Annotated in this window: 13 protein-coding genes; all 13 read right to left on the bottom strand. The window is 64.5% G+C overall.

Features of this window, described 5'->3' with window-relative positions; all coding sequences use genetic code 11:
• Positions 1-19: 19 nt before the first annotated feature.
• On the bottom strand, positions 20-985 hold the full coding sequence (era, locus tag PMI12_RS06985; RefSeq protein ID WP_007830482.1) for a GTPase Era: 966 nt from the start codon (positions 983-985) through the stop codon (positions 20-22).
• A 7-nt stretch (positions 986-992) separates the two neighbouring features.
• A complete protein-coding gene (gene rnc, locus PMI12_RS06980; RefSeq protein WP_007830481.1) occupies positions 993-1,679 on the bottom strand; it encodes a ribonuclease III in 687 nt (228 codons plus the stop codon).
• Between the two features lie 17 nt (positions 1,680-1,696).
• Positions 1,697-2,065 carry a DUF4845 domain-containing protein gene (locus PMI12_RS06975; protein WP_007830480.1) on the bottom strand — a complete coding sequence of 123 codons (369 nt, stop codon included), beginning with the start codon at positions 2,063-2,065 and terminating at the stop codon, positions 1,697-1,699.
• Between the two features lie 34 nt (positions 2,066-2,099).
• Positions 2,100-3,065 carry a signal peptidase I gene (gene lepB, locus PMI12_RS06970; RefSeq protein WP_007830479.1) on the bottom strand — a complete coding sequence of 322 codons (966 nt, stop codon included), beginning with the start codon at positions 3,063-3,065 and terminating at the stop codon, positions 2,100-2,102.
• An 8-nt stretch (positions 3,066-3,073) separates the two neighbouring features.
• A complete protein-coding gene (lepA, locus tag PMI12_RS06965; RefSeq protein WP_007830478.1) occupies positions 3,074-4,885 on the bottom strand; it encodes a translation elongation factor 4 in 1,812 nt (603 codons plus the stop codon).
• A 521-nt stretch (positions 4,886-5,406) separates the two neighbouring features.
• On the bottom strand, positions 5,407-6,888 hold the full coding sequence (locus PMI12_RS06960; RefSeq protein WP_007830477.1) for a DegQ family serine endoprotease: 1,482 nt from the start codon (positions 6,886-6,888) through the stop codon (positions 5,407-5,409).
• A gap of 94 nt (positions 6,889-6,982) precedes the next feature.
• Complete coding sequence (locus tag PMI12_RS06955; RefSeq protein WP_007830476.1) at positions 6,983-8,065, bottom strand: MucB/RseB C-terminal domain-containing protein; 1,083 nt, start codon at positions 8,063-8,065, stop codon at positions 6,983-6,985.
• A gap of 29 nt (positions 8,066-8,094) precedes the next feature.
• A complete protein-coding gene (locus tag PMI12_RS06950) occupies positions 8,095-8,769 on the bottom strand; it encodes a sigma-E factor negative regulatory protein (protein WP_007830475.1) in 675 nt (224 codons plus the stop codon).
• A gap of 17 nt (positions 8,770-8,786) precedes the next feature.
• Entirely contained in the window at positions 8,787-9,461 is a 675-nt protein-coding gene (gene rpoE / locus PMI12_RS06945; RefSeq protein WP_007830474.1) for an RNA polymerase sigma factor RpoE, read from the bottom strand.
• Positions 9,462-9,471: 10 nt separating this feature from the next.
• Positions 9,472-9,954, bottom strand: coding sequence for a hypothetical protein (locus PMI12_RS06940; protein WP_007830473.1), 483 nt, complete (start codon positions 9,952-9,954; stop codon positions 9,472-9,474).
• 16 nt (positions 9,955-9,970) lie between these two features.
• Positions 9,971-11,215, bottom strand: a complete 1,245-nt coding sequence (gene fabF / locus PMI12_RS06935) for a beta-ketoacyl-ACP synthase II (protein WP_007830472.1) — start codon at positions 11,213-11,215, stop codon at positions 9,971-9,973.
• Positions 11,216-11,314: 99 nt separating this feature from the next.
• Positions 11,315-11,554, bottom strand: coding sequence for an acyl carrier protein (gene acpP / locus PMI12_RS06930; protein WP_007830471.1), 240 nt, complete (start codon positions 11,552-11,554; stop codon positions 11,315-11,317).
• Positions 11,555-11,652: 98 nt separating this feature from the next.
• Positions 11,653-12,396, bottom strand: coding sequence for a 3-oxoacyl-ACP reductase FabG (gene fabG / locus PMI12_RS06925; protein WP_007830470.1), 744 nt, complete (start codon positions 12,394-12,396; stop codon positions 11,653-11,655).
• Positions 12,397-12,420 lie beyond the last annotated feature (24 nt).

The following is a 12,420-nucleotide window of genomic DNA, read 5'->3' as shown; positions in this document are numbered from 1 at the left end:
AGCAAGCCTGGGGGTTTGCCTACTCATAGCCGAAGGAACGCACGCGGGCTTCGTCATCGGCCCAGCCCGAGCGCACCTTCACCCACAGTTCGAGGAACACCTTGGCGTCGGCCAGCTTTTCGAGCTCGACGCGCGTTTCCATGCCGATGCGCTTGATGCGCTCGCCCTTGTCGCCGATCACCATGGCCTTGTGGCCGTCGCGCTCGACCACGATGGTGGCGGCAATGCGCAGCAGGCGCTTCTGGCCCTTCTTCTGGGGCGGCTCTTCCTCGAACTTGTCGATGATGACGGTCGAGGTGTAGGGCAGCTCGTCGCCGGTGAGGCGGAACAGCTTCTCGCGCACCAGCTCGCCGGCGAGGAATTTCTCGCTGCGGTCGGTCAGCTCGTCCTCGTCGTAGAACCAGGGCTGTTCGGGCAGGTACTTCTCGCAGATGCCGAACAGGCGCTCGACATCCTTGGCGTTCTTCGCCGACATCGGTACGAACTCGGCGAAGCTGTGCTTCTCCTGCATGGTCTTCAGCCAGGGCGCGATGTCACCGCGGCGGTGCACGTTGTCGAGCTTGTTGGCCAGCAGCACGGTCGGGATGCCCTTGCCGAGCAGCTTGAGCACGCGCTCGTCGGCCGGCGTGAAGCTGCCGGCCTCGACCACGAACAGGATCAGGTCCACGTCGCCGACCGCGCCCTGCACGGTCTTGTTGAGCGACTTGTTCAGCGCGTTGGCGTGCAGGGTCTGGAAACCCGGCGTGTCGACGAACACGAACTGCGTGGCGCCCAGCGTGCGCATGCCGGTGATCCGGTGGCGCGTGGTCTGCGCCTTGCGCGAGGTGATGCTGATCTTCTGGCCGACCAGCGCGTTGAGCAGCGTCGACTTGCCCACATTGGGCTTGCCGACAATGGCGATGAGCCCACAGTGCTGGGGACCGCCGGTACCCGCGCCGCCTTCTGCGTCTTCGGGCCCGGCTACGGGATTGATAGCATCGTTCATAGTGATTTCACGCGGCACCGCGTGCCTTGAGCCGGATCAACATGGCAGCCGCGGCCGCCTGCTCACCGGCGCGGCGCGAGCCGCCGATGCCGCGTTCGCGAAGCCCCAACTCGGGCACCTCGCACTCGACATCGAAAGTCTGCTTGTGCGCCGCGCCCAGTGTGGCAGCCACGCGATACACCGGCAGCTTCATTTTGTGACCCTGCAGCCATTCCTGCAATTCGGTCTTCGGATCCTTGGCCGCAGCTTCCATGCGCGGGTTGATTTCGACCGACTCGTAGAGCCGGTGCACCAGCGCCTCGGCGGCGGCAAAGCCGGCGTCCAGATAGACCGCGCCGATCAGCGCCTCGAGCGCATCGGCCAGGATCGACGGCCGGTTGGGCCCGCCCGAGCGCGCCTCGCCCTCGCCGAGCCGCAGCAGCGGCGACAGCGCCAGTCCTACCGCCAGGCGATGCAGCGTGTCCTGCTTGACGAGGTTGGCACGCACGCGCGACAGGTCGCCTTCGGGCAAAGCCGACAGGCGCATGTAGAGCAGATGCGAGACCGCCAGGTTCAGCACCGAGTCGCCGAGAAACTCGAGGCGCTCGTTGTGGTCGGCCGAGAAACTGCGGTGCGTGAGCGCGAGCTGGAGCAGCCGCGGGTCGGAGAAGGTGTGCTGGAGGCGCGCCTGCAGCGCGGCGAGGCTGCCGTCCACCTTTTTTGGCGCCGTGTTCAGCGGGTTTCGCCCTTGTACTTGAGCGTCAGGAAGGCGGGGCCGAACAGGGGGATCTCGCGCTCGTACGAATACGACACGACCACCTTGTCGCCGACCTTCTTGATCTCGAGGTCCCTGCCGCTGACCGACTTGAAGTCGTCGATGGCCTGGGCGCGATCGAAAATCGCGCGCACTTCGGGCACGGTTGCCCCCTCCTTGGCCTTGTTGGCGGCCTTGTCGATGGCCTGCCATTCGATCAGCGTCGGGATGACCTGCGCGACGACCACGCCCAGGCACCCGAGCACCACCGCGACGAACACCAAGCCGATGAACGAAATGCCGCGTTGCTGCGCAGCCCTGCTGCGAACGAACCGATGTGTTCTCATGCCCTCATACCCCTCGAACTATGCTGATGAATGCTTATTGAAACGGACCGATGCGACCCAGATCGCCGAAGTTCATCCAGACGAAGAACGCTCTGCCCACGATGTTCTTGTCTGGAACGAAGCCCCAGAAACGCGAGTCCGCCGAATTATCGCGGTTGTCGCCCATCATGAAATAGTTGCCGGCCGGCACCTTGCAGACCACGCCTTCGACCGAGTAACGGCAGTTTTCGCGAAACGGAAAGTCGCTGGCGCCCGGAACGAAGGACGGCGCGGCCTCGTCGTTGAGCAGCTTGTGCTGCTTGCCGCCCAGGTCCTCCCCATATTGCTTGAGCAGGCGCATCGACTCGCTGTCGAGGTAGTCGGCATCCGCCACCTTGGACACCGGCTGGCCGTTGATCGTCAGCTTCTTGTTCAGGTAGGCCACTTCGTCGCCGGGAATACCGACCACGCGCTTGATGTAGTCCATGCTCGGCTTGGGCGGGTAGCGGAACACCACCACGTCGCCGCGCGCCAGCGGCGTTCCGTCGGTGATCTTGGTGTTGATCACGGGCAGGCGCAGGCCGTAGGTGAACTTGTTGACCAGAATCAGGTCACCGGTCAGCAGCGTGGGCATCATCGAGCCCGAGGGAATCTTGAAGGGCTCGTAGAGAAACGAGCGCAGCAGGAACACCACCAGGATCACGGGGAACAGGCCCGCGGTCCAGTCGAGCCACCAGGGCTGCATCAACAGCCGCTCGCTCGCCTTCGCGTCGGCCGTATCGACCTGCCTGATGCCCTGCTCGGCCAGGCGCGCATTGCGCTCGGTCAGCGAGTCTTCGAGCCTGGCGGCGGCCCGTTCGCGCCGGGGCAGGAAATAGAAGCGCTCGGCCAGCCAGTACAGCCCGGTGACCACTGTGGCCAGGAACAGCAGCAAGGCAAAGTTGCCTTCGATCGCGTTGAAATACCAGGCGCCGACATAGGCGGCGAAGGCCGCGAGGACCAGGGTGGTGATGAATGCCATTTTTTTGATCAGTCTTCGACTTGCAGAATCGCGAGGAAGGCCTCTTGCGGGACCTCGACGGAGCCGATCTGCTTCATTCTTTTCTTGCCCGCCTTCTGCTTCTCGAGGAGCTTCTTCTTGCGGGTGATGTCGCCGCCATAGCATTTGGCCAGCACGTTCTTGCGAAGCGCCTTGATTGTCTCACGCGCAATGATGGTGACCCCAATGGCCGCCTGGATCGCCACGTCGTACATCTGGCGCGAAATGATCTCGCGCATCTTCGACACCACCGCCCGGCCGCGGTACTGCGACTGGCTGCGGTGCACGATGATCGACAGCGCGTCGACCTTGTCGCCGTTGAGCAGGATGTCGACCTTGACCACGTCCGAAGCGCGGTACTCCTTGAACTCGTAGTCCATCGAGGCGTAGCCGCGGCTCACCGATTTCAGCTTGTCGAAGAAGTCGAGCACGATCTCGCCGAGCGGCATCTCGTAGGTCAGCATGACCTGGCGGCCGTGGTAGGCCATGTTCATCTGCACGCCGCGCTTCTGGTTGGCCAGCGTCATGACGGAGCCGACGTATTCCTGCGGCATATAGAGATGCACGGTGACGATGGGCTCGCGGATCTCCGCCATCCTGCCGACGTCGGGCATCTTGGACGGGTTCTCGACCATGAGCACTTCGCCGTCGTTCTTGACCACCTGATAGACCACGCTCGGCGCGGTCGTGATCAGGTCCTGGTCGAACTCGCGCTCCAGGCGCTCCTGCACGATCTCCATGTGCAGCAGGCCGAGGAAGCCGCAGCGAAAGCCGAAGCCGAGCGCCTGGCTCACCTCGGGCTCGTAGCGCAGCGACGAATCGTTGAGCTTGAGCTTTTCGAGGGCGTCGCGCAGCGAGTCGTACTCGCTCGCTTCGGTCGGGTAGAGGCCCGCAAACACCTGCGGCTGGATCTCCTTGAAGCCGGGCAGCGCCTCGGTGGCCGTGGCCGCCGCGCCGCCGCTGCCGGGCTTGATCAGCGTGACCGTGTCGCCGACCTTGGCCGCCTGCAGTTCCTTGATGCCCGCGATGATGTAGCCCACCTCGCCCGCCTCGAGCGACGCACGCGCTTCGTTGGCGGGCGTGAAGACGCCGACGCTGTCGGCGTTGTACATCGCACCCGACGCCATCATCTTGATGCGATCGCCCTTCGCGAGCCGGCCGTCGACCACGCGCACCAGCATGACGACGCCGACGTACGCATCGAACCAGCTGTCGACGATCATCGCGCGCAGCGGACCGTCGGGATTGCCGCGCGGCGCGGGCATTTTGGCGACGATGGCTTCGAGAATGTCGTCGATGCCCACGCCGGTCTTGGCCGAGCACGGGATCGCATCGGTCGCGTCGATGCCGATCACGTCTTCGATCTCGGTGCGTGCGTTGTCGAGATCCGCGTTGGGCAAATCGATCTTGTTGAGCACGGGCACCACTTCGACGCCGAGGTCGAGCGCGGTGTAGCAGTTGGCCACTGTCTGCGCTTCGACGCCTTGCGATGCATCGACGACGAGCAATGCGCCTTCGCATGCCGACAGCGAGCGGCTCACTTCATACGAGAAGTCGACGTGGCCTGGCGTGTCGATCAGATTGAGGTTGTAGACCTGCCCATCGCGTGCCTTGTAGTGCAGCGCAGCGGTCTGTGCCTTGATGGTTATCCCACGCTCTTTTTCGATGTCCATCGAGTCGAGCACCTGCGCTTCCATCTCGCGTTCTGCGAGGCCGCCGCAACGCTGGATCAAACGGTCTGCGAGCGTCGACTTGCCGTGGTCGATGTGCGCAATGATCGAAAAGTTTCTGATGTGATTCATCAACGGGAACGCTTAAGTACTTGAATTGGCTCGTGCGCAGAGTGCGACAGGCAAGAAAAAAGGGCGCGTCTTCTGGAGACGCGCCCTGAACCAACAAGCAATGGCAACTGCAGTAGTTGGAACTTCATTGTAGGCAAAAAGGGAAGCACGTACATCCGGGAACAGGGTCCAAAGGGGTCGTTGCAGGTCCACAACATCAAAGATACGAACAGGTTATCCACAGGATCGGTGGAGCAGTTGCTGAACAACTTGTGGGCGATCTGTGGAGCACCGGTGGACTGCCGTCTGACATCTCGCATCGTGAAGGTCAGGGCACTCCTTATGCGCTGACCGCCCGCCGAGGGTGCCCTATTCTACCGAAATCCGTCCTTAGCCTTCCGATAAGTTAGTAATCGCAAACAAATATTGGCATTTCCAGGCCGTCAGATTTTTTTCGAGGCTGGCCCCAGAACGTCGCAAACACCTCAAAAAATGGCCCCAAACCCGACTGCCGGGTGGGGCCACTTGACGCCAACGCCGGATCAGCGTGCGGGACGAATCAGAGCGTACTGCGCCCAGTCGCCGCGACGGAACAGCACACTGAGCGGCTTGCTCTTGTCGGCCTTGCCGACGGCCGACTCGAATTCGCGCACACTCGAAACCTCGACATTCGCCACCGCCAGGATGACGTCGCCTTCGCGCAGGCCCGCACGAGCCGCGGCGTCGTTGGCGGCATCGACCTTCACGCCGCCCTTCAGCTTGAGTTCTTTCTTCTGCGCATCGGTGAGATCGCTCACGGCCAGGCCGAGCGACTTGAGGGCAGCGGATGCCGACGGCTTCGGTGCCGGCTCGTCGCGGTCGCTCGCGCGCTTGCCGGGCTTGTCGGGCTCGATCTCGGCAATGGTCACGTTGAGCTCGCGCGAAGCACCGCGGCGAAACACCGTGAGCGTGCTCTTGGTGCCCGGCTTGGTGTTGCCCACCAGGCGCGGCAGGTCGCTCGGCTTCTCGATGGCCTTGCCGTCGAACTTGGTGATGACGTCGCCCGGCTCCACGCCGGCCTTCTCGCCCGGCGAACCGGCTTCGACGCCGCGCACCAGTGCACCCTGCGCCTTGCCCAGGCCGATGGCTTCGGCCACGTCCTTGGTCACCTGGTCGATCTGCACGCCGATGCGGCCGCGCGAAACGCGCCCCGACGTGCGCAGCTGCTCGCTCACGCGGATCGCCTCGTCGATCGGGATCGAGAACGAGATACCCATGAAACCGCCCGAGCGCGAGTAGATCTGGCTGTTGATGCCGACCACTTCGCCGCGCATGTTGATCAGCGGGCCACCCGAGTTGCCGGGGTTGATGGCCACGTCGGTCTGGATGAACGGCAGGTATTCGCCGGTGTCGCGCTGCTTGGCGCTCACGATGCCGGCGGTGACGGTGTTCTCGAGGCCGAAGGGCGAGCCGATGGCCATCACCCATTCGCCGACACGCAGCTTGGAGATGTCGCCGATCTTCACCGCGGGCAGGCCCGCGGCCTCGATCTTGACGACCGCGACGTCGGTGCGCTTGTCGGCGCCGATGATCTTGGCCTTGAACTCGCGCTTGTCGGTCAGCGTGACCAGCACTTCGGAGGCGTCCTCGACCACGTGCGCATTGGTCATCACGTAGCCGTCGGCCGTGAGGATGAAACCGGAGCCGACGCCGCGCGGACGCTCCTCTTCCTGCGGCTGCTGCGGCCGGTTCGGCCGCGGGGTCGAGCGCGGTGTGCCGGGCAGCGGCTGGCCGAAGAAGCGGCGGAAGAACTCCTGCATTTCCTCGTCCATCTCGCCGTTGCTGCCGCGCTGTGCGACCTTCTCGACGGTGCGGATGTTGACCACGGAGGGGCCCACCTGATCGACCAGGTCGGTGAAATCGGGCAGTGTGCGCGTCTGCGCATGGGCCGGCTCGACCGGCAGGAATGTGGCGCCAGCTGTCACTGCGAGCGCAAGAGCCAGCAGGCAGGAACGAAACTTGTGTCCCTCGACTTTGAAGATCATCGGCTTTCTTTCAAAAGAACAGAGCGGCTGAAAACAAGTGCTGTGAGTCTGCATCGTCCGCTTGGTTCAGCGCAATTGGCGCTTGTGCGGCCCGTCAGCGCGTACGCGCGAGGCTTTGGGCGAATGCATTGAGCGTCTGCTGCGGCACCTCGCCGACCGCGGTCAGCCACCAGTCGCCGGCCGGTTCGGGCAGACGCCGGCGGATGGCATTGGTCGCGCCGATGGTCAGCACGCCGTCGCGGGGCGCGCGCGCCGCGTCGTAGCGCTCGATGAAGAGCGACACCGAGGCCAGGCCATCGGAGAAGGTCCACTGGACCGTGGCCGCGTCCTGCTTCGGCTTGCCGCCGCTGCCTTCGCTGCCTGCTGTCGGACGGCGGAAGAAGCTTCGGGGCTTGAATCCGGCCACGGGTGTTCGCAGCATCCAGCCTTCGTCCTGCGCGTTGCTGCGCTCGAGCTCCAGCTTCTCGACGCGGTAGCCCGAGGTGTTGGACATCATCTGCGAGAGCGCCTGCGCCTTCACCGGCGCGTCGAGCTGCAGTTCGGAGAAGGCCGATTGCTCCACCACGCGGGATTCGCTGTCGACGGTCTGCAGCTTCACCACCAGTCCCGAGCGGCGCTCGCTCCAGATGCGATAGCCGAAGCGCAGCCCGTCGTGCGGCACCAACTGCACCACGTCGGCGTCGAAACCGGCCACGCGGTCCTTGCCGATCGCGCGCACGTCGTAGAAATCGCCGATCGATGAATCGGGCTGGTCCGGCAGGTTCGGGAAGAGATCGAGGTTCTCGCGCTTCTCGACCTTCACAACTTTTGCTTCCGGCAGGAAGGTCATGACATTGCGGTTGCGCCGGAAGGTCGAGCGCTGCGGCCCCGACAAGGCTTCGATGCGTTCGATCTGGTGCTCGCCGTCGCGCACATGCCAGATGCGCGCGCTCGACAGATCGCCGCCCGGCGCCGACACCACGAAGGTGCCCACATAGTTGCGCTGCCGGGCCCCCGCGTGCATGCGCTGCAGCCACTCGGTCACGCCCATGGCCGGCGGCTCGTCCGTCTGTGCGGTGGCCGCACTCTTCGCATTTGCAGCGCCCGAGCGGGTCTGCGCGGTGGCAGCCTGCGCAAGGCAGAAAGCGGCAAACACAAGCACGCAGGCGCGTGCGGAGATCGGCATCTGAACGGTCATTGCGGGCGGCGGGTAGGAGTTGCGCGCGCTCAGCGCGTCGGTCCCTCGAAAGTGGCATTGCGCAGGAAACCGGAAGGCATTTGCGATGCGCCGCCGGCCTGCTGATGCGCCTCGAGCAGTTGGTCGAGCCGCGGATCGCGCAACATGACTTGAGGATTGCCATTGCCCACGAGCACGCGCGTCGGGGTCAGCACGCTGCCGGCGGGCTGCGGGCTGTTGATCGCTGCTGCCGCCAGCACCGAATTCACCGCCGGCTGCTGTTGCTGCGGGACCGACGCCAGCTGCGCGCCTCCCTGCGGAACCGCGGTGCCGTTGCCGACCAGGGTCCAACTGATGGCGGCCACGGCCATCAGCGACGCAGCGCCGGCCACCAGCTTCCAGCGGAACACCGGCTCGTTGGCCGCTTCCGCCCTGCGCTGCACAGGCTGTGCCACCGATGCGGCGACCGGCGTCGACGCAGGGGCGACCATCACGGGCTCCGCCGCCAATCGCTGTTGGAAGCGCGCCAAGAATGTGGAGGTGTCGCTGCACGGCGAATGCGAACCCGAACGCAGCACGTCGCCCGCGACGTGGAAGGCCTGCCATGCCGCCCGCGCCTCGCCATCGGCGCAGATTGCTTGGATCGCTTGCGCGAACGCCTCGCCCTGCAAATGACCATCCGCAAGTGCGGACACCTGTTCCCGAACCGTCATCGTCTGATTCATTTCATTCACCTGCTTACTTACCAACGCTTGCCGGACTGGTTGTCCAGCAGTGGCTTGACCCTGGCCGAAATGGCCTCGCGCGCCCGGAAAATACGCGAACGCACCGTACCGATGGGGCAATCCATGACCTCGGCAATCTCTTCGTAACTCATGCCCTCGATTTCACGCAGCGTGACCGCCTGGCGCAGCTCGACAGGGAGTGCTTCCATGGCTGCCTCGACGGCACCGGCGATTTCGTTCGCCGCCATGACCGATTCGGGGGTTTCGTCGGTGGTTGGTTCGTTTCCGGGACGGTAAGTTTCATCGTCGTCCTCAGAAGAAGGCCTCAGGGCAGCCTCGGAAATGGTTGGATCGCGCTTCATGTCCACCAGCGCCTTCTTGGCGGTGTTGACGGCGATCCGGTAGAGCCAGGTGTAGAACTGCGCCTCGCCGCGGAACTGATGCAACGCGCGGTAGGCACGAATGAAGGTTTCCTGCGCGATGTCCTCGATCAGGTCGACGTCGCGCACCATCCGCCCGATCAGCCGCTCGATGCGACGCTGGTATTTGATGACCAGCAGTTCGAATGCCTTCTGGTCACCCGCGACGGTACGCTGGACCAGTTGGAAATCGACCTCGCCCGGACGCGGCGCCGCGGCGGGCACATCGGTCAGGCCGGATTCCGGCGGCACGGGAGGCACGGAAGTGGTCATCGACGGGAGTTCAGGGCGCGTCTGCCGGCGCCGTCGCGCGCCAGGGATCGCCCGCAGATGCCGCGGACGGGGCGCGCGCATAGATCGCGCGGCGCACGTCGCGCCAGCGCTCCGGCATGGCCCTCTGCTCGATCCAGAGCCAGCGCCTGGCGCGGCCCGGCTCGGTGAGGCCGACCAGCATCAGCGACTGGAAATCGAGCGCTGCAAATGCCCGGGCGGCATGCACGGTGCGGGAGGCAGGGGCTCCCGTCAGCGACCAATGGAGGCCGTCGAAATGCAGCACGCCCGCGCCATCGCGCCGCAAGCCGAAGCCCGCAGCGACGCCCGCGAACACGACACTGAAAACCAGCAGCAGCTGGCGCCATCCGACGCTATCGAAGAGATAGCAGGATGCGCCCGCACAGCAAGCGCCCAGGGCCCAGAGAACAACGAGAATCCGGGTTGCGCCACGCGAGCGCCCCACCGGATAGGTCACCGACGGCGCGCTGTGCATGAAAGAGCAATGCTGCTCAAGCGCGCTTGAACACCAGCGTGCCGTTGGTGCCGCCGAAGCCGAAGTTGTTCTTGACCGCGACATCGATCTTCAGATCGCGCGCCTCGTTGGCGCAGTAGTCGAGATCGCACTCCGGATCCTGGTTGAAGATGTTGATGGTCGGCGGGCTCTTCTGCTCGTGCAGCGCCATCACCGTGAACACCGATTCGATGCCACCCGCGCCGCCCAGCAGGTGGCCGGTCATGGACTTGGTCGAATTCACGACGAGCTTCTTCGCGTGATCGCCGAATGCCAGCTTGACCGCGTTGGTCTCGTTGAGGTCGCCGATCTGCGTCGAGGTGCCGTGCGCGTTGAGGTACTGCACCTGGTCGGCATTGACGCCGGCATTGGCCAGCGCCATGGCCATCGAGCGGCGCGGGCCGTCGACGTCCGGCGCGGTCATGTGGTACGCGTCGCCCGTCAGGCCGAAGCCCGCGACTTCGGCATAGATCTTGGCGCCGCGCGCCTTGGCGTGTTCGTACTCTTCAAGCACCAGCACGCCGGCGCCCTCGCCCAGCACGAAACCATCGCGGTCCTTGTCCCACGGGCGCGAGGCCGTGGCGGGATCGTCGTTGCGCGTGCTCAATGCGCGAGGCGCGGTGAAGCCGCCGATGCCGAGCGGGGAAATGGTCGATTCCGCACCGCCCGCGATCATCACGTCGGCATCGCCGTACTCGATCATGCGTGCCGACGTGCCAATGGCATGCAGGCCGGTGGTACAGGCCGTGACGACAGCAATGTTCGGGCCCTTGAAGCCGTACTTGATCGAGACGTGGCCCGAGATCATGTTGATGATCGACGCCGGCACGAAGAACGGCGAGATGCGGCGCGGGCCGCGATTCGCGTATTCGCCGTGCGTTTCTTCGATCATCGGCAGACCGCCGATGCCGGAGCCGATGTTGCAGCCGATGCGCACGGCTTTTTCATAGGACAGCGCTTCGCCGGTCGGCAGTCCGCTGTCCTGCACCGCCTGGATGGCGGCGGCGAGTCCCAGATGAATGAAGCGGTCCATATGACGCGCTTCTTTCTCCGAGATGTATTGGGTGATGTCGAAACCTTTGACCTCACCGGCGAACTTGCAGGCGAAGGCGCTTGCATCGAATGCGGTGATGTTCGCAATACCCGACTTCCCGGCCAACAGGTTGGCCCAGGATTCGGTTGCGGTGTTTCCGACAGGAGCGATGCAACCGAGTCCGGTCACGACGACGCGGCGTTTGGTCATGCCGGCAAACCTTTCTGGAAGCGCTGAACAGTTGCCTGTCGGCGCGAGCGGTTCAAGTAAAAGCCGCCGGCCGCAGTTGCAGTGTTGTCAGCTGGCCTATCAGGCCTTTTGATTCTTGGTGGCGTAGTCGACGGCGTTTTGCACCGTGGTGATCTTCTCGGCATCTTCGTCGGGAATTTCGATGCCGAATTCGTCTTCGAGTGCCATCACGAGTTCGACCGTGTCGAGCGAGTCCGCGCCGAGGTCGGCCACGAAGGCCTTTTCATTCGTCACTTGGGACTCTTCCACGCCGAGCTGCTCGGCGATGATTTTCTTGACACGTGCTTCGATATCGCTCATTTGGTTCCCTCTGAGGGTTGTAGGTAATCGGTGGATTTTAGCCGGGCGCATTGTGGCATTTGCCGTGCACCCGGTACGGGGAAATTTGCGCCTTGCGGCTACATGTGCATGCCGCCGTTGACGTGCAGCTCCTGCCCCGTGACGTAGGACGCCTGGGGCGATGCGAGGTAAGCCACCGCGTGCGCGATGTCGGCCGGCTTGCCCAGGTGGCCCAGCGGGATCTGCTGGAGCAGCGCCTGTTGCTGGGCTTCGGGAAGGCTGGCCGTCATGTCCGTCTCGATGAAACCGGGTGCGACGCAGTTGACGGTGATGTTGCGGCTGCCCAGTTCGCGGGCCAGCGCACGGGTCATGCCCGCGACGCCGGCCTTGGCGGCCGCGTAGTTGGCCTGGCCGGCGTTGCCGGAAGCGCCAACCACGCTGGTGATGCTGATGATGCGGCCGTAGCGCTGCTTCATCATCGGCCGGATCACCGCGCGCGAGAGCGAGAAGACGGCCTTGAGGTTGGTGTCGAGCACCGCATCCCAGTCGCTGTCCTTCATGCGCATGGCGAGCGTGTCGCGCGTGATGCCGGCGTTGTTCACCAGCACGTGGATTGCGCCGTAGGCCTGCACGATCTCGTCGATCAGGGCCTCGACGGCGGCGCTGTCATTCACGTCGAGTGCACGGCCGCGGCCGTCGAAGGCACTGAGGGCCGAGGTGATCTTGGCCGCGCCGTCATCGGTGGTGCCGGTGCCCACGACCTTGAGGCCGCGCTGGGCAAGTTCCAGCGCGATCGCCGCGCCGATGCCGCGCGTCGCGCCGGTGACCAGGGCGACTTGCCCTTCGAATTTAGGAATGCTCATAGAAAAAGTGTCGGGGCCTTGCCG

Origin of the sequence: Variovorax sp. CF313, assembly GCF_000282635.1 — a bacterium.
Lineage (GTDB): Bacteria > Pseudomonadota > Gammaproteobacteria > Burkholderiales > Burkholderiaceae_C > Variovorax.
This window is presented reverse-complemented; position numbering and strand designations above follow the sequence as displayed.

What these genes read in the sequence shown, in the direction of transcription:
- era (WP_007830482.1), bottom strand. Translation starts at nt 985, where the DNA reads ATGAACGATGCTATCAATCCCGTAGCCGGGCCCGAAGACGCAGAAGGC.
- PMI12_RS06975 (WP_007830480.1), bottom strand. Translation starts at nt 2,065, where the DNA reads ATGAGAACACATCGGTTCGTTCGCAGCAGGGCTGCGCAGCAACGCGGC.
- lepB (WP_007830479.1), bottom strand. Translation starts at nt 3,065, where the DNA reads ATGGCATTCATCACCACCCTGGTCCTCGCGGCCTTCGCCGCCTATGTC.
- lepA (WP_007830478.1), bottom strand. Translation starts at nt 4,885, where the DNA reads ATGAATCACATCAGAAACTTTTCGATCATTGCGCACATCGACCACGGC.
- PMI12_RS06960 (WP_007830477.1), bottom strand. Translation starts at nt 6,888, where the DNA reads ATGATCTTCAAAGTCGAGGGACACAAGTTTCGTTCCTGCCTGCTGGCT.
- PMI12_RS06955 (WP_007830476.1), bottom strand. Translation starts at nt 8,065, where the DNA reads ATGACCGTTCAGATGCCGATCTCCGCACGCGCCTGCGTGCTTGTGTTT.
- PMI12_RS06950 (WP_007830475.1), bottom strand. Translation starts at nt 8,769, where the DNA reads ATGAATCAGACGATGACGGTTCGGGAACAGGTGTCCGCACTTGCGGAT.
- rpoE (WP_007830474.1), bottom strand. Translation starts at nt 9,461, where the DNA reads ATGACCACTTCCGTGCCTCCCGTGCCGCCGGAATCCGGCCTGACCGAT.
- PMI12_RS06940 (WP_007830473.1), bottom strand. Translation starts at nt 9,954, where the DNA reads ATGCACAGCGCGCCGTCGGTGACCTATCCGGTGGGGCGCTCGCGTGGC.
- fabF (WP_007830472.1), bottom strand. Translation starts at nt 11,215, where the DNA reads ATGACCAAACGCCGCGTCGTCGTGACCGGACTCGGTTGCATCGCTCCT.
- acpP (WP_007830471.1), bottom strand. Translation starts at nt 11,554, where the DNA reads ATGAGCGATATCGAAGCACGTGTCAAGAAAATCATCGCCGAGCAGCTC.
- fabG (WP_007830470.1), bottom strand. Translation starts at nt 12,396, where the DNA reads ATGAGCATTCCTAAATTCGAAGGGCAAGTCGCCCTGGTCACCGGCGCG.